The organism is Exiguobacterium sp. s128 (genome assembly GCF_018618815.1).
GTDB classification, from domain to species: Bacteria; Bacillota; Bacilli; order Exiguobacteriales; family Exiguobacteriaceae; genus Exiguobacterium_A; species Exiguobacterium_A antarcticum.
In genome coordinates this window covers 25,860-41,729 of the sequence record NZ_JACSMT010000008.1, presented here as the reverse complement: position 1 = coordinate 41,729, position 15,870 = coordinate 25,860, and the positions used below count along the sequence as shown (strand labels likewise).

The window sequence follows — 15,870 nt, the reverse complement described above, 5'->3', positions numbered from 1 at the left end:
ATGAAGACGTACAAGTTAATGCTCGATCTCCAGTATTTTGCAGGCGAAAAGACAGAAAAAGCATCTCCTAAAAAACGAGATGATTCCAGAAAAAAGGGACAGGTCGCAAAGTCTGCTGATTTGACGAGCAGTCTCATGTTATTCGGAATGTTTTTAGTATTATTTTTCTTTGGTCCGTTCTTAGGGAAACGATTCGTCATGGTGCTAGAAGACGGTTTAAGTGCGCAGACGGTACTGGTCGCTGTCGAAGAAGGACGCGTTCAAGAAATTATGATCGAGATGTTGGTTCAGATGGGTATTCTCGTTTCGCCCTTTTTTGTGACAGCTGTTGTAATCGGAATTTTAGGAAATTTCGTGCAAATCGGAGCGTTACTCAGTTCAGAATCAATCCAACCCAAACTTGATCGGATCAACCCGTTACAAGGTGTAAAACGTATCGTTAGTATGAAAGCACTGATCGAATTTTTAAAATCGGTGTTCAAATTACTTGTTATTGGTGTAACAAGTGGAACCGTGTTGTGGAACAACAAGGTAGAGATTTCACGCTTGACGTCGGAGCCAATCGGCGACGCTTTAGCCATCATTGGTCACTTGACCTTCTTACTAGGTATCTCAGTCAGCATCGCGTTGATTGTGTTAGCCGTCCTTGATTTTGCTTATCAAAAATTTGATTTCGAGAAATCGATTCGGATGAGTAAACAAGATTTAAAGGATGAGCATAAGAATACAGAAGGCGATCCGCAAATCAAAGGGAAAATCAAACAGCAGCAACGCGAGATGGCGATGCGACGAATGATGCAAGAAATACCGAATGCTGACGTCGTCATTACGAATCCGACGCATTATGCGGTGGCGATTCAATATGATGACGGCAAACATGCAGCACCGATTGTCGTCGCAAAGGGAGTGGATGCTGTCGCATTCCGGATTCGGGAGAAGGCGACAGCAGCCGAGATTCCGATTATCGAAAATAGACCGCTCGCACGAGCATTATTCGCAAAATCAGAAATAGGGATGGCAGTGGATGAATCATTTTATCAGGCACTCGCTGAAACACTTGCCTTTGTCTATCAAATGAAACAAGCGAAATGAAAGGATGAAGCATCATGACCATTTCAACAAGAGATTTAACCGTCCTGCTAGGCGTCATTATGATCGTCTTCATGCTCGTCATTCCACTGCCAGGATTTTTACTCGATTTTTTAATCATCATTAATATCTTAATCGCATTGATGGTCCTTCTTGTCGCGATGAATGCCAAGGAAGCCCTTGAATTTTCTGTATTTCCGACGTTGTTACTGATCGTCACCTTGTTTCGATTGGCACTGAATGTCTCGACGACCCGCGCGATTCTTTCGAACGGGAACGGTGGAGAAGTCATTGAAGCATTCGGAAGTTTTGTTGTTGGCGGGAACGCCCTCGTTGGATTCGTCGTCTTCCTGATTCTCGTCTTGATTCAGTTCCTCGTCATCACAAAAGGATCGGAGCGGGTATCGGAAGTATCGGCACGTTTTACGCTCGACGCAATGCCGGGGAAACAGATGGCGATTGACGCCGATTTGAATTCAGGCATGATTGATGAATTACAGGCACGGACACGCCGACAAAAAATTCAATCGGAAGCCGATTTTTATGGGGCGATGGATGGTGCTTCAAAATTCGTCAAAGGAGACGCGATTGCCGGAATCATCATCGTCATCATCAATTTGATTTTCGGAATGATCATCGGAGTCGTCCAACAAGGTCTACCAATGATGGAGTCAATTAGTCTGTACACGTTACTGACGGTCGGAGACGGTTTGGTCAGTCAAATTCCTGCCCTCTTGATTTCAGTCGCGACCGGAATCATCGTCACGCGTTCGACTTCGGACGGTAACCTGGGAGAAGACATCATCGGTCAGCTTTCCCGGACGCCGTTGCTCGTCATGATCGGAGCAGGTGCGATTTTCTTACTTGGTTTGTTTACAGCAATTCCAGATTACGTGACGATTCCTGTCGCTGGAGGCGCGGCGTTTTTCGCCTGGCAGTTGACCCGGACGCCCAAAACAACAAAAGAAGAAGTGGCAGTCGAAGAGGCACCGTCAGAAAATCTCCGGTCGAGCGAGTCGGTCATTTCGTTGTTAAACGTCGATACAATCGAATTTGAATTCGGTTACGGATTGATTCCACTTGCTGACGAAGCGCAGGGCGGCGACTTGCTCGACCGTGTCGTCATGATCCGCCGACAGTTGGCACTTGAACTTGGGTTCGTCTTACCCACCGTACGAATACGAGATCATCTTCAACTCCCGCCGAACCATTACCGGATTAAGATTCGTGGCAGTGAGATGGCGACCGGTGAATTGTTACTTGACCATTACTTAGCGATGAGCCCTGGTGTCGATGATCCCGAGATTCAAGGGATTGAGACCGTAGAACCCGCCTTTGGCATGCCGGCACTCTGGATTGATGAACGGACGAGAAGTCGGGCGGAAATGTCCGGGTATACGGTCGTCGATCCCCCATCCGTCGTCGCGACACACTTGACGGAACTGCTTAAGAAACATGCAGCTGATTTATTGGGACGAGAAGAAACTAAACAGTTAGTCGATCATCTGAAAGAAACCCATCCGATTTTAGTCGACGAAGTGACACCACAACTCTTATCGATCGGTGAACTACAAAAAGTATTCGTTCAGTTGTTAAAAGAAAAAATTTCAATCCGGAACTTGCCGCTGATTTTTGAAACGTTGGCCGATTATGCAACAGTTACGAAAGACAGCGATCTGTTAGCGGAATACGTACGTCAGGCATTGGCACGACAAATCACAGAACAAGTGTTACAAGGTGAAGTGCTTCATGTCGTGACCGTATCAAGCGAGATGGAACTCGATATTCAATCGGCGATCCAAAAAACCGAGTTTGGTAACTACTTGGCGCTTGATCCTGACAAAGCAACACGATTCATCGAGTCCTTAAACGAGTTGACGACAGAATTCGAGCGTTATGGTGCTCAACCAATCATTTTAGCCTCACCGAGTATTCGGATGTTCGTTCGTCAATTGACGGAACGTTATTTCCCGGATGTACCTGTTCTGTCCTATAACGAGTTAATTCCGACAATCGAAGTCAAGAGTATTGGGGTGATCTAACAAATGATGGTAAAACGAATTATTGCGAATTCTGTCAGCGAAGCGATGGAACTAGTGAAACAAGATTTAGGGGAAGAAGCAATCATCTTAAATACCCGGCAGATCAAAGTCGGTGGGGTGTTTGGTTTATTTACACAAAAAAAAGTGGAACTTGTCGCGTCAGTGGAAGAACATCCTGTCGCTCCATCAAAAAAACAACCGTTTGCGAATCCTGAACCCGTGTCGGTCCCGCCAACTGCTCGTCTCCATGGCGGAGTCAATTCGGGAATGACGGAACAGGTCATTCCGACCGTCGTTTCCTTTGCGTCACGGCGCTTACCAGAAGCACTAGGACGATATGAAGTCTTGTTAGCGGAACCTGCTTTACAACGATGTGCGGAAGAGTTACATGACTTGATGTTGTCGACGTATTATAAAACGAATGATGTGACGCAGGTCGAACAAGGACTCGTTGAAGCAGTTGAAAAGGAAATTCAAGTTACGACAGCCACATCCCGTTTTGTCATGCTGACAGGACCAACCGGCGTCGGAAAGACGACGACGATCGCAAAACTCGCTGCCTATTACCGGTTAACGAAACAACAAACGGTCGGATTGATCACGACGGATACATACCGGATTTCGGCAATCGAACAATTACGTACTTACGCGGATATCATCGATATTCCACTACGCGTTGCATATGATTTAGAAGAATTCGAACAAGCTAAAACCGAACTCGCTGACTGTGACATCATTTTGATCGATACGGCGGGACGCAACTTCCTCGATGCCGGATATGTTGAACAGCTAAAAGCACGACATGATTTTTCCGATACCGATGTCTTCCTCGTCCTCAGCTTAACGTCGAAGTATCGTGACTTGGAACAAATCCGGCAACGTTTTGATCAAGTACCACTTAGTGGTTTTATCTTTACGAAAGCCGATGAGACAACTGAATTATGGTCGATTTATGGACTGACGATGGAAACACGAATCCCTGTGTTTTGTCTGACGACAGGTCAAGAAGTACCTGAAGACATCATCTGGCCGACAAGTCCAGAAATCTCCCGAATGATTGTAGAAAGAGGGTTACGATGATGCGAGAAGATCAGGCACGGGCGTTACGTTCAAAGGTAGCAGTTCGAGAGACTAAAACGATTGCCATCGTCAGTGGAAAAGGTGGCGTTGGAAAAACGAACGTGGCTGTCAATTTAGGAGTAGCACTATCGTTACAAGCTAAAAAAGTATTGATCATTGATTTAGATATCGGAATGGCGAACGTCGGAGTGTTATTGGGGAAGTCTTCTAAAACATCTTTGATGGATTGTGTCAAACAGCGTGAATCCTTGGCGCAAGCCGTCGTCGAAGCGACGCCTGAGTTACATTTCATTCATGGTGGGAGCGGATTCACGGAATTGATGGATCTGACCGATCATGATGTGCAATTCATGATGAGCGAGTTCCGGTTTTTTTACGAGTATGATTTCGTGTTACTCGATTTAGGTGCTGGTGCGACACATCAAACATTCGATTTCATCAGCAGTGCAGATGAGGCCTGGTTAGTCGTGACGCCAGAGCCGACGTCGATCATGGATGGCTATGCGTTCGTAAAGCTCGCCCATCATCATGCAAATGAACTTCCGATTGCCGTTGTCGTCAATCGGGCGATGAATGGTCAAGAAGCACTGGAGACATTCGATCGTTTACAACAGGTCAGTCAGAATTTTTTAGAGAAGTCGTTACGCTTCGTTGGTTTCTTGCCAGACGATCCAACCGTCATGAAGGCGGTCAAGGCACAGCGTCCATTTTATCTGTTTGACCGGACGAGTGATGTCAGTTGGCGACTCGATCATATTACGACAGCACTGACGGGACTTCAGGTACACGAACAGAAATTTTTAGACCGGTTACTGAGTCGTTTGACAAAACGGCGTAATCGCGTCCGCTAATCATGAAGGAGGACATGTTCCATGGATTTAAATGAATATTTAGGATTGTTTCTGGACGAGTCAATCGAACATCTGCAAGCCATCAACTCGAGTCTTTTGATTTTTGAACAGCGTCTGGATGATGAAGCCGTCATCGATCAGATTTTCCGTTCTGCCCATACATTAAAGGGAATGTCCGGTACGATGGGATACGATGCGATTGCCGATTTAACACATGAGATGGAAAGTGCGCTTGATCTTGTGCGTTCGAAAACACAGCCGGCGACACCCGATTTGATTGACGTCTTGTTTGTGGCCGCTGAACAACTCGAAACGATGGTCGAAGATATCAGTCAAGGGGGAACCGGGAAGCTTGATGTGGCGACGACGGTCGTCCGTTTAAAACAGTTTATTCAAAAAGATGGTGAAACCGACAAAGTAGCAGCGAATCCTGTTGTGTCGGTCATCAAAAACTTTGAATGCGACGTTTACTCGGAATCCGTTGTCCGTCAATCGATGGCTTCCGGTTATCAAGCGTATGTCATTACGGTTGAACTGTCAGCCGATGTGATTTTAAAGGCCGCACGTGTCTACATGGTCTTTGATCGTTTACAAAATCTGGGTGATGTCATTTTGTCAAACCCAACTTCTGATGAACTCGAGCAAGAACAGTTCGAGACAAGTTTTGATGTCTTGTTCGTGACGATGAAGTCGGAACAAGAAATTCAGGAGGGGATCAAAGCCGTATCTGAAGTTGCACAGGTTTTGATTCAACCATTCGAAGTACCCGTCGAGCCGGTTGCTGCAGCAGCGACGTTGCTTGAACCAACCGATAATCCGCTGAATAAAAAGCCAGTCGAAACAGTTGATGCTTCAGGAGAAGCTCAAACCCCGATTGCGGCAAAAACGATCCGTGTCAATCTAGAACGGATTGATCGATTGATGAACTTATTCGAAGAATTCATCATCGATCGTGGTCGTCTAGAGCGGATCGCGGCAGAAGTTGGTTCCTCTGATTTGACAGAGACGGTGGAACGGATTAAACGGGGGACAAATGAATTACAGTCATTGGTCCTGACATTACGGATGATGCCGATTGAACAAGTCTTCAACCGCTTTCCACGGATGGTTCGTTCGGTTTCGAAGGATGTCGGAAAAAACATCAAATTGCACATCACCGGGGCTGAGACAGAACTCGACCGGACGGTCATCGACGAGATTGGTGACCCGCTCGTCCACTTGATCCGGAATGCCGTTGATCACGGGATTGAAAGTAAGACAGACCGGATCCTAGCTGGAAAAGCCGTCGAAGGAAATCTGTCACTGCGTGCCTATCATTCTGGAAACCGGGTGTTCATCGAGATTGAAGATGACGGGGCTGGAATCAATCATGAACGCGTGACGAAAATTGCGCTTGAGAAAGGTTTGCTGACGGAAGAAGAGGCAGCTTTACTGACACCGGAAGAAGCAGCCATGTTGTTATTTGCCCCAGGATTTTCAACGGCGGAGACGGTAACCGATTTATCAGGACGTGGTGTCGGACTCGATGTCGTTAAATCAAAAATCGAATCCCTTGGTGGGGAAGTATTCGTCGAGACGAAACGTGGAGAAGGAACAATCTTTAGAATCAGCTTACCGCTGACGCTGTCGATTATTTCGGCTATGCTCGTTAAACTCGGTCAAGAAACGTACGCCATCCCATTGACGGCGATCATCGAAACAACGTCACTCAAACAAGAAGCGATCTTACAAGCGCACCGCGAAAAGGTCTTTGATTTCCGGGGACAACTTGTTCCGTTGATTTCATTGAACCAGGTATATGGTTTGCCGCAAGTAGAAGCAGATGCCTATTCTGTTGTCGTCGTAAGAAGTGGCGAAAAATTAGCCGGATTGATCGTCTCTGAATTGATCGGGCAACAAGAAATCGTCATGAAACCACTAGGCAGCTATCTCGAAGGGATCCGTGCGATTTCCGGTGCGACGATTCTAGGTGACGGTCAAGTGGCGTTAATCATCGATAGCAATGCATTGTTACGAAAGTGAGGGAATGAAGAATGGAACAAAAATGGGTTGTCTTTCAATTAGAAGAAAATGCATACGGAATTGATGTTCAATCTGTTCGTTCAATCGAACGTGTCATCCCGATTACACGGATTCCAAATGCCGCCTCTTATGTCAAAGGTGTGATTAATTTACGAGGTGTCGTGACACCCGTGATTGATTTACGGACACGTTTAGGGTTTGATTCGATTGAGGAAACAGAAGAAACACGAATCATCATTGCGACACTCGAACACGGAGATGCTGGTTTTATCGTCGATCGTGCAAATGAAGTCGTGGAAGCGACAGATGTCCGGATTGAACCATTGACGGATCAAAAACAAGAGGAGACGACGTATTTGACTGCGATTGCGAAAGGCGAAGAGCAGTTGTTCTCCTTGTTAGAACCAAATCGATTGTTTGAAGAGATCATCCATGCTTAATCGGATGGAACAAGATGTCTTTCGAGAAATCGGTAATATCGGAGCGGCCCATGCGGCGACGGCATTATCGACTCTTCTTGGACAACCGGTCGAAATCGAAGTACCGTCAGCAGACTTAGAGTCATTCTCAACAATCGTTGAGCGGGTAGGTGGCGCTGAAGCCTATACGGCGGGAGCACTCCTTCGTTTTTCTGGTGACATCAAGGCGTGTCTTCTGTTTTTAATGCCACTCGAAGATGCTGAAAAGCTAGTGTCGCAGTTACTACAACAGCCATTCCGGTTTTTTTCCGATGAACATGCGATGGGAGTGTCGGCCTGGGAAGAGATCGGGAACATCTTGATCGGCGCCTACGCCCGTTCGATTTCCGATTGGCTCGATCTATCCGTCCATGTGACAGTCCCGGCATCTGCTTTTGATATGGTCGGAGCGATTTTAGAAGTTGCCTTACTAGAGTCGACAAAATTTGGTAACATGGCAGTATACATCGATACACGGTTATCCAGTTCAGGAAACGATTTGAACGGTCATTTATTGTTGTTACCTGAAGAGGGTGCCTTTACCACTGTTTTTCAACGATTGGGTGTGGATATCGATGGATGAAGTCGTTCGGATTGGAATTGCAGAATATGCAGTTAGCCAAAAACCGATCATTCTTCGGACAGCCGGTTTAGGGTCTTGTGTCGGTGTGATCATTTACGATCAAGAACGTGGACTTTCCAGCATGGCGCATGTCATGTTACCTGACTCGGCGATCAGCCGAAACATTGCGCTTGAGATCGGAAAATTTGCGGATACAGCGGTTGTGGAGCTGGCACGTTCTCTTCGGCATAAAGGCGCCATCCGTCTACGAGCGAAAATTGCCGGTGGCGCACAGATGTTCCAGTTTAAATACGAACACGAATCAATGCGGATTGGTGAACGAAATATTGCAGCTGTAAGATTAGCTTTACGAAAAGCGAACGTCCCACTCGTTGCGGAAGACGTCGGTGGAACAAACGGTCGAACGATCGAATTCCATTCGCATTCTGGCCGATTAGTCATTCGGACAGTTAACGTCGGAACGCTGGAAATCTAGAGGAGGAATGGTCATGCGTGAGGAATTACAACAACTTTGGGATCAATGGCTATCGACGCGTGATGTAGCGGTAGCTGACCGGTTACTGCTGAATTATGAACCTCTTGTTCAATACCACGTTCAACGTCTCAGTGCGACACTTCCGAAAAGTGTCGATCGCGATGAATTAAAAAGTCTGGGTATGATGGGACTTTACGATGCCTTACAAAAATTTGATCAAAATCATAACAATAAATTCGACACGTATGCCGCGTTCCGGATTCGTGGAGCCATTCTTGATGGACTCCGAAAAATTGACTGGTTGCCACGTTCTTTACGGGAAAAATCAAAACGGGTCGAAGCGGCGGTCGAGATTTTAGAACAAAGCCTTCAACGGACACCGACGATTGATGAAGTGTCATCGATTGTCGAAATGAGTCCAGAAGAAGTAAAGACGGCGCTAGCAGAAAGCTACTTTGCCAATATTCTATCAATCGACGAAGCGGTCACGCTTCAGGACGAAGGAAAAGCGATGGCGGTTTCTTATCTTGATCCGGATGCTGCAACACCCGAAGATACGTTACTGATGCGTGAGTTGATTTCGAAGCTAGCAGAAGAAGTGGAACAGTTATCAGAAAAGGAACAGTATGTCGTGTCGCTGTTTTACTTTGAGGAACTGACGTTGACGGAAATCGGCGAAGTTCTGAATCTATCGACGTCACGCATTTCGCAAATACATTCAAAAGCACTCAAAAAACTGAAACAAGCGTTAGGAAGTGCGTATCTTTCTGATCGTGTCGCGATGTGAAAGGATTTATGATGACACTCTTTTATATTTTACTTGCTGCACTCATCTGTTATGGTTTGTTACTGTTATTTAAGCAACAGGCGCTACTTAAAGACCGGATTACGAATCTCGAGCGCCAAAAGCAAGAGACAGAAGAAATCTTGTTGCAGTTCATGCAACAGGTCAATGAGCTGACAGGAGCTGACGGTACGTCAGCTTCTTCAACACCTGAGCAAACGGGACGAACGGTTTCGCCGGAGACATCCGAACGCCTGGTGTTCCCGGTGCAAGAAGAATTGCAACCAGAACCCGTCGTTCGTGTACAAGAAGAACCCGTTTTCGATGTGAAACAACAACTCGAAAACGGTGCGGACTTAGATCAGTTAGCCCGTTCTTTAAATCGGGGAGCGGGAGAGGTCGCCTTGATCGCCAAACTTTCCAAGAAAACGAAGGTTGCCCGACGTTAAACTTTATGCTATATTAGTCTACGGTGTTAATTACGCACGCATGTATCGCCAGCTGCGGTGCCTTTAATAGGTTAGCTGGGACAACGATCATCGCGGAGGACATCCAAAACCCAAAAGGAGGAATTCATCATGGCAGTAATCTCGATGAAACAATTGTTAGAAGCTGGTGTACACTTCGGTCACCAAACACGCCGTTGGAACCCAAAAATGGCAAAATACATCTTCACAGAACGTAACGGAATCTACATCATTGACCTACAAAAAACGGTTAAAAAAGTAGACGAAGCGTACAACTTCATCCGTGAAGTAGCGTCTGAAGGCGGAAACGTTCTTTTCGTTGGTACGAAAAAACAAGCTCAAGACACTGTGAAAGAAGAAGCGATCCGTGCGGGTCAATACTTCATCAACGAACGTTGGTTGGGTGGAACACTCACGAACTTCTCAACAATCAAAAAACGGATTAACCGTTTAAAACAACTCGAAAAAATGGAAGAGAACGGTACGTTCGAAGTTCTTCCTAAAAAAGAAGTCATCATTCTTAAAAAAGAAATGACACGTCTTGAGAAATTCCTCGGCGGTATCAAAGATATGCCAGGCGTTCCAGATGCACTCTTCATCGTTGACCCACGCAAAGAGCGTATCGCGATTGCAGAAGCACATAAACTCAACATCCCAATCGTTGCGATCGTTGATACAAACTGTGATCCAGACGAAATCGACTACGTCATCCCAGCAAACGACGATGCGATCCGTGCAGTCAAATTGCTTACTGGTAAAATGGCTGACGCAATCCTCGAAGTTAAACAAGGCGAAGATAACGTAGCACCTGAAACTACTGAAGAAGTAGTAGCAGACGCTGAGTAATTCGTGATGCCAGGTGATAAAGGGAATTGACCTTTTATCACCTTTTTTTTGAAAATAAGGACGTTATAAGGAGGAATATCGAATGGCTATTACAGCAGCTATGGTAAAAGAACTTCGTGAAAAAACTGGTGCAGGGATGCTTGACTGCAAAAAAGCACTTGTCGAAGCAGACGGGGACATGAACGCAGCAATCGATTTCTTGCGTGAAAAAGGAATCGCGAAAGCAGCAGCTAAAGGCGACCGAATTGCAGCAGAAGGTTTGACAGCTGTCGCAGTCAACGGCAACAAAGCAGCACTCGTTGAAATCAACTCAGAAACAGACTTCGTTGCAAAAAACGAACGTTTCCAATCGCTCGTTCAAAATATTGCGGACGCAGTACTCCGTAACGGATCTGAAACGGCTGAAGCGGCACTTGCTTCTGAATACGAAGCGGGTAAAACAATCGAAACATACATCTCTGAAGAAGCATCGACAATCGGAGAAAAAATCTCTCTTCGTCGCGTAGCCCTCTTCGCTAAAGAAGACAACGCAGCATTCGGTTCTTACCTCCACATGGGTGGTCGTATCGGTTCTGTCGTCATCGTCGAAGGCACAACGGATGAAGCTGTCGCAAAAGACATCGCTATGCACATCGCTGCAGCGCGTCCACTTTACGTTGACCGTTCTTCAGTTACAGAAGAAGAAAAAGCGCGTGAAGAAAAAGTCTTGACGGAGCAAGCACTCAACGAAGGCAAACCTGCTAACATCGTTGAAAAAATGATTGTTGGACGCATGAACAAATTCTTCGAAGAAATTTGCCTCGTCGACCAGACGTTTGTTAAAGACCCAGACTTCAAAGTCGGTAAATATGTAGAATCAAAAGGCGGAAAAGTCGTCTCATTCGTACGCTTCGAAGTTGGAGAAGGTATGGAGAAACGTGAAGAAAACTTCGCTGAAGAAGTTATGAATCAACTTAAAAAATAAGAATCAGGATTTCCTGAGGACAAGAGAAGGAACACGTATGCTTCAATCCACTTTCGTGTGGAAGTGGGTCGTGTTCCTTTTTTACGGAATTTAGCAAGGGGGACATAGTCATGCAACCGAAATATAACCGGATTGTGTTAAAATTGAGCGGAGAAGCGCTCGCAGGAGATCAAGGGTTCGGAATCCATCCTGGTATTGTCAATTCAATTTCCAATCAGATCAAGGAATTGGTTGAATTGAACGTAGAAGTCGCTGTTGTCGTCGGCGCAGGGAATATCTGGCGCGGTAAAACAGGAGCAGAGCTTGGAATGGACCGGGCAAACGCGGATTATATGGGAATGCTTGCGACCGTCATGAACTCGCTCGCTTTACAAGATAGTTTGGAGTCGGTTGGCGTTGAAACACGTGTCCAAACGTCGATTGAAATGCGACAAGTTGCTGAACCGTACATCCGTCGTCGGGCGATGCGTCATCTTGAAAAAGGACGCGTTGTCATCTTTGCAGCCGGAACAGGGAATCCCTATTTCTCAACAGATACGACGGCAGCGCTTCGGGCGGCTGAAATTGAGGCAGACGTCATCTTGATGGCGAAAAACAATGTCGACGGCGTCTACTCGGCTGATCCGAACATCGATCCGGAAGCGAAGAAGTTCGAAACGTTATCTTACTTGGATGTCTTAAAAGATGGTCTTCAAGTCATGGATTCAACGGCGACGTCGCTTTGCATGGATAATGATATCCCGCTCATCGTCTTCTCGTTAATGGAAGAAGGAAACATCAAACGCGTTGTCATCGGTGATGAAATCGGGACACTCGTAAGGGGGAAATAATATGTCACAAGCAATCATGAAACAAGCAGAAGAACGGATGGAAAAAGCCCATCTGTCACTAAAAAAAGAGCTCGCGACGTTACGAGCAGGACGAGCAAACGTAGCGATCCTGGATCCCGTCCAAGTGGAGTATTACGGCTCACCTACACCATTGAACCAAGTGGCAAACGTCAACACGCCAGAAGCACGCTTGATTTTGATTACACCATGGGATAAGTCGATGGTGACTGAAATTGAAAAAGCAATCCAGCGGGCCGACTTGGGATTAGCTCCTTCTTCGGATGGAACAGTCATTCGGTTAGCCATTCCACCACTGACAGAAGACCGTCGGAAAGAACTCGTGAAACTTGTCAAAAAGTACACGGAAGAAGGAAAAGTGGCCCTTCGAAACATTCGTCGTGACACAAATGAACAATTGAAAAAGCAAGAAAAAGACGGAGCGTTGACTGAAGATGATCTTCGGGGATACACAGAAGACGTTCAGACGTTAACAGATAAATTCGTTAAGTTGCTTGATCAAACAGCGACGGATAAAGAACAAGAAATCATGGAAGTATGACGCGATACGTCGTCATGTTGGGGACTCTTTGTCACACGAAGAGTCCCTTTCTTCTTAAACTGAACGAGGGGAGGAAGAAATAAATGTTTCAATGGTTAAATCAGACCAAAGAAGTGATTGAACAACAAGTTCCTGAACACATTGCGATTATTATGGATGGAAACGGGCGTTGGGCAAAAAAACGAGGCCTTCCCCGCATCATGGGTCATCGCGAAGGCATGAAGTCCGTGCGAGAAGTCGTTCGTACCGCAAATGAATTAGGTGTTAAAAGTTTGACGCTATATGCCTTCTCAACTGAGAATTGGACACGTCCTGAAGAAGAAGTCAGTTTCTTGATGAAGCTACCGGCACAATTTTTAGAGTCAGATTTAAAAGACCTCAAGGAACGTAACGTCAAGGTCGAAGTAGCAGGTGAAATTTCACGCCTTCCGATTTATACACGAGAAGCGGTCCAACAAGCTAAAGCAGATACGGTCGATAATACAGGACTCCGATTGATTTTTGCCCTCAACTACGGAGGGCGGGATGAGATTGTACAAGTCATGCAAAAAATCGCTGAAAAAGTACAGGCTGGTTTGTTGCTTCCTGAAATGATTACGAATGACGTCATCGAACAAGAATTGATGACAGGATCGATGACAGATGTCGATCTCGTCATTCGAACGAGCGGTGAGCAACGCCTCTCGAACTTCTTATTGTGGCAGGCTGCCTATGCAGAATTTTATTTTACAGATGTCTTGTGGCCCGAGTTTCGGCGTGACCAGTTCCTCGAGGCGATTGAAGACTATAATCAACGGACACGCCGTTTTGGCGGAGTCTGACTAAACGAGGATACAGCTTATGAAAACACGAATCATTACGGGAATATGGGCAGGTGCCATCTTTTTAGGATTACTTTATCTAGGAGGACTCCCATTCCTTACATTTATGGCAGCTTTGACAGTGATTGGCTATACCGAACTGATCAAGATGCGACAGCTTTCGTTTAAATCGTTACCTGTTTTATTATTTGGCGCAGGAGCATTACTCCCATTTGTCGGTCTGTATGAGCAAGCGGAAAACCATTCGCTTTCACTTGGATTGTCTCCGTTAGCATGGGGCATGTTGATTGTGTTGATCAGTTTGTTTTGGACAGTATTTTCAAAAAACGTATTTACGTTTGATGATGTAGCCTTTCTTTTATTGACGGCGGTCTATGTCGGAGTCGGTTTTGCATCGTTTACGTATATCCGTCTCCTCGAGAACGGGCTGATCGTATCGTTGTTGATCATCTTGCTGATTTGGTTTACCGATTCTGGTGCCTACTTCGTCGGAAAAAGTCTAGGTAAAACGAAATTATGGCCAGCCATCAGTCCGAATAAAACGGTCGAAGGCGCAGTGGGTGGTATCGTTCTGGCGCTTATGTTAGGGGTGCTTTTTGAGTGGATCCATCCGACGGTCGGATTCGGAAAAGTCTTATTGTTGGCACTGATCGTTGCGGTCGTCGGTCAACTCGGAGATTTAGTCCAGTCGGCATACAAACGTCATTATGGGGTAAAAGATTCTGGTGCATTGTTACCTGGACATGGTGGAATTCTTGATCGATTTGATAGCATGATCATCGTGTTTAGTGTATTGATCGTACTTGGTATATTCGGTTAAGGGGGAAGAACGATGAAAAACGTCAGTATTATTGGTGGGACAGGTTCAATTGGGACACAAACATTAGATGTCATTGCCGCCAATCCCGATCGTTTTCAATTGGTCAGTTTTGCATTCGGTAAAAACGTTGAAGTCGCGTCACCATGGTTGAATCGATTGCGCCCAGCGTTAGTCGCAGTGCTGGATGAATCAGTTAAAATGGAGCTCGAGACGATGTTAACGTATACACCAACAATCGTTGTCGAAGAAGATGGATTGATTGCCGTTGCGACAGCGGAAGAAGCCGATATCGTCATTACGGCCGTTGTCGGAGCAGTCGGTCTTCGTCCGACCCTTGCCGCGATTGAAGCAGGAAAATCAATTGGACTGGCCAACAAAGAAACACTTGTCACGGCAGGGCACTTAGTGATGAAAAAAGCACGGGAAAAAGGAGTCGTGATTCTACCGGTCGACAGTGAACATGCGGCCATTTTTCAGTGCTTGAACGGGGAACGACGTGAAGATGTCCGTCAAATCATCTTGACCGCATCGGGCGGAAGTTTCCGAGACCAGACACGGGAAGAGTTGGCGAACGTGACCGTGGAACAGGCGCTGAACCATCCCAATTGGTCGATGGGGGCTAAAATTACGATTGATTCCGCGACGATGATGAACAAAGGGTTTGAAGTGATCGAGGCCCATTGGTTATTTGATGTATCGTATGAGGAAATCGATGTCGTCATCCACCGGGAGTCGATCATCCATTCGATGGTTGAATTTAATGATGGTGCGGTCATGGCGCAACTCGGGATGCCGGATATGCGTGAACCGATTCAATATGCCCTTACATATCCGTCCCGCCTTGAAATTCAAGGGGGAGAACGGTTAAACTTAAAACAAATCGGACGCCTGAATTTTGCTGAGGCTTCGTTTGATCGGTATCCCTTGCTTCGTCTTGCCTTTGAAGCAGGACGTGCTGGTGGATCGATGCCTTCAGTACTCAATGCTGCGAACGAACAAGCCGTGGACCGCTTTTTAAAAGGGGAAATCAGCTTTTTAGAAATCGAAGCGAGCGTCGAGGCGGCTCTTCAAGCACACGAGAAAGTCGAAGATCCGTCTTTAGAACAAATCCTTGAGGCGGACCGTTGGGCACGTGCGTTTGTCGCGTCACTCTCACTCGCTAACTAAGGATGGGATAGC

The 15,870-nt window shown here is 46.2% G+C and carries 17 protein-coding genes; all 17 read left to right on the top strand.

The window, feature by feature from the left end; translation table 11 throughout:
* On the top strand, positions 1-1,092 hold the full coding sequence (gene flhB, locus KNQ13_RS05205) for a flagellar biosynthesis protein FlhB (RefSeq protein ID WP_014970671.1): 1,092 nt from the start codon (positions 1-3) through the stop codon (positions 1,090-1,092).
* Between the two features lie 14 nt (positions 1,093-1,106).
* Positions 1,107-3,131 (top strand): flagellar biosynthesis protein FlhA, encoded by a 2,025-nt coding sequence (gene flhA / locus KNQ13_RS05200; RefSeq protein WP_014970670.1) that lies wholly within the window; start codon positions 1,107-1,109, stop codon positions 3,129-3,131.
* 3 nt (positions 3,132-3,134) lie between these two features.
* Positions 3,135-4,211: a flagellar biosynthesis protein FlhF gene (locus tag KNQ13_RS05195; protein WP_014970669.1), complete on the top strand. Its 1,077-nt coding sequence runs from the start codon at positions 3,135-3,137 to the stop codon at positions 4,209-4,211.
* Positions 4,208-5,062 carry a MinD/ParA family protein gene (locus tag KNQ13_RS05190; protein ID WP_026829861.1) on the top strand — a complete coding sequence of 285 codons (855 nt, stop codon included), beginning with the start codon at positions 4,208-4,210 and terminating at the stop codon, positions 5,060-5,062. Before KNQ13_RS05195 ends, KNQ13_RS05190 begins: the two co-directional genes overlap by 4 nt.
* A gap of 21 nt (positions 5,063-5,083) precedes the next feature.
* The gene (locus KNQ13_RS05185; protein WP_014970667.1) at positions 5,084-7,084 is read left to right on the top strand and encodes a chemotaxis protein CheA; all 2,001 of its coding nucleotides are present in this window, start codon (positions 5,084-5,086) and stop codon (positions 7,082-7,084) included.
* 11 nt (positions 7,085-7,095) lie between these two features.
* Positions 7,096-7,524 carry a chemotaxis protein CheW gene (locus tag KNQ13_RS05180; protein ID WP_014970666.1) on the top strand — a complete coding sequence of 143 codons (429 nt, stop codon included), beginning with the start codon at positions 7,096-7,098 and terminating at the stop codon, positions 7,522-7,524.
* A complete protein-coding gene (locus tag KNQ13_RS05175) occupies positions 7,517-8,125 on the top strand; it encodes a chemotaxis protein CheC (RefSeq protein WP_014970665.1) in 609 nt (202 codons plus the stop codon). Before KNQ13_RS05180 ends, KNQ13_RS05175 begins: the two co-directional genes overlap by 8 nt.
* On the top strand, positions 8,118-8,600 hold the full coding sequence (locus tag KNQ13_RS05170) for a chemotaxis protein CheD (protein WP_014970664.1): 483 nt from the start codon (positions 8,118-8,120) through the stop codon (positions 8,598-8,600). Before KNQ13_RS05175 ends, KNQ13_RS05170 begins: the two co-directional genes overlap by 8 nt.
* 13 nt (positions 8,601-8,613) lie before the next feature.
* Positions 8,614-9,387 carry a FliA/WhiG family RNA polymerase sigma factor gene (locus KNQ13_RS05165; protein ID WP_014970663.1) on the top strand — a complete coding sequence of 258 codons (774 nt, stop codon included), beginning with the start codon at positions 8,614-8,616 and terminating at the stop codon, positions 9,385-9,387.
* An 11-nt stretch (positions 9,388-9,398) separates the two neighbouring features.
* Positions 9,399-9,833 carry a hypothetical protein gene (locus KNQ13_RS05160; protein WP_214773195.1) on the top strand — a complete coding sequence of 145 codons (435 nt, stop codon included), beginning with the start codon at positions 9,399-9,401 and terminating at the stop codon, positions 9,831-9,833.
* Positions 9,834-9,962: 129 nt separating this feature from the next.
* Entirely contained in the window at positions 9,963-10,697 is a 735-nt protein-coding gene (rpsB, locus tag KNQ13_RS05155; RefSeq protein ID WP_012370721.1) for a 30S ribosomal protein S2, read from the top strand.
* Positions 10,698-10,779: 82 nt separating this feature from the next.
* The gene (tsf, locus tag KNQ13_RS05150; protein ID WP_014970661.1) at positions 10,780-11,661 is read left to right on the top strand and encodes a translation elongation factor Ts; all 882 of its coding nucleotides are present in this window, start codon (positions 10,780-10,782) and stop codon (positions 11,659-11,661) included.
* A 110-nt stretch (positions 11,662-11,771) separates the two neighbouring features.
* On the top strand, positions 11,772-12,491 hold the full coding sequence (pyrH, locus tag KNQ13_RS05145; RefSeq protein ID WP_014970660.1) for a UMP kinase: 720 nt from the start codon (positions 11,772-11,774) through the stop codon (positions 12,489-12,491).
* Between the two features lies 1 nt (position 12,492).
* Complete coding sequence (frr, locus tag KNQ13_RS05140) at positions 12,493-13,050, top strand: ribosome recycling factor (RefSeq protein WP_014970659.1); 558 nt, start codon at positions 12,493-12,495, stop codon at positions 13,048-13,050.
* Between the two features lie 83 nt (positions 13,051-13,133).
* The gene (locus tag KNQ13_RS05135) at positions 13,134-13,871 is read left to right on the top strand and encodes an undecaprenyl pyrophosphate synthase (RefSeq protein WP_026829859.1); all 738 of its coding nucleotides are present in this window, start codon (positions 13,134-13,136) and stop codon (positions 13,869-13,871) included.
* 19 nt (positions 13,872-13,890) lie between these two features.
* A complete protein-coding gene (locus KNQ13_RS05130) occupies positions 13,891-14,691 on the top strand; it encodes a phosphatidate cytidylyltransferase (protein WP_026829858.1) in 801 nt (266 codons plus the stop codon).
* A gap of 12 nt (positions 14,692-14,703) precedes the next feature.
* Positions 14,704-15,858, top strand: coding sequence for a 1-deoxy-D-xylulose-5-phosphate reductoisomerase (locus KNQ13_RS05125; RefSeq protein WP_026829857.1), 1,155 nt, complete (start codon positions 14,704-14,706; stop codon positions 15,856-15,858).
* The last annotated feature ends 12 nt before the right edge of the window (positions 15,859-15,870 follow it).

Coding starts and splice junctions, on each gene's coding strand:
- flhB (WP_014970671.1), top strand. CDS start 1: ATGAAGACGTACAAGTTAATGCTCGATCTCCAGTATTTTGCAGGCGAA.
- flhA (WP_014970670.1), top strand. CDS start 1,107: ATGACCATTTCAACAAGAGATTTAACCGTCCTGCTAGGCGTCATTATG.
- KNQ13_RS05195 (WP_014970669.1), top strand. CDS start 3,135: ATGATGGTAAAACGAATTATTGCGAATTCTGTCAGCGAAGCGATGGAA.
- KNQ13_RS05190 (WP_026829861.1), top strand. CDS start 4,208: ATGATGCGAGAAGATCAGGCACGGGCGTTACGTTCAAAGGTAGCAGTT.
- KNQ13_RS05185 (WP_014970667.1), top strand. CDS start 5,084: ATGGATTTAAATGAATATTTAGGATTGTTTCTGGACGAGTCAATCGAA.
- KNQ13_RS05180 (WP_014970666.1), top strand. CDS start 7,096: ATGGAACAAAAATGGGTTGTCTTTCAATTAGAAGAAAATGCATACGGA.
- KNQ13_RS05175 (WP_014970665.1), top strand. CDS start 7,517: ATGCTTAATCGGATGGAACAAGATGTCTTTCGAGAAATCGGTAATATC.
- KNQ13_RS05170 (WP_014970664.1), top strand. CDS start 8,118: ATGGATGAAGTCGTTCGGATTGGAATTGCAGAATATGCAGTTAGCCAA.
- KNQ13_RS05165 (WP_014970663.1), top strand. CDS start 8,614: ATGCGTGAGGAATTACAACAACTTTGGGATCAATGGCTATCGACGCGT.
- KNQ13_RS05160 (WP_214773195.1), top strand. CDS start 9,399: ATGACACTCTTTTATATTTTACTTGCTGCACTCATCTGTTATGGTTTG.
- rpsB (WP_012370721.1), top strand. CDS start 9,963: ATGGCAGTAATCTCGATGAAACAATTGTTAGAAGCTGGTGTACACTTC.
- tsf (WP_014970661.1), top strand. CDS start 10,780: ATGGCTATTACAGCAGCTATGGTAAAAGAACTTCGTGAAAAAACTGGT.
- pyrH (WP_014970660.1), top strand. CDS start 11,772: ATGCAACCGAAATATAACCGGATTGTGTTAAAATTGAGCGGAGAAGCG.
- frr (WP_014970659.1), top strand. CDS start 12,493: ATGTCACAAGCAATCATGAAACAAGCAGAAGAACGGATGGAAAAAGCC.
- KNQ13_RS05135 (WP_026829859.1), top strand. CDS start 13,134: ATGTTTCAATGGTTAAATCAGACCAAAGAAGTGATTGAACAACAAGTT.
- KNQ13_RS05130 (WP_026829858.1), top strand. CDS start 13,891: ATGAAAACACGAATCATTACGGGAATATGGGCAGGTGCCATCTTTTTA.
- KNQ13_RS05125 (WP_026829857.1), top strand. CDS start 14,704: ATGAAAAACGTCAGTATTATTGGTGGGACAGGTTCAATTGGGACACAA.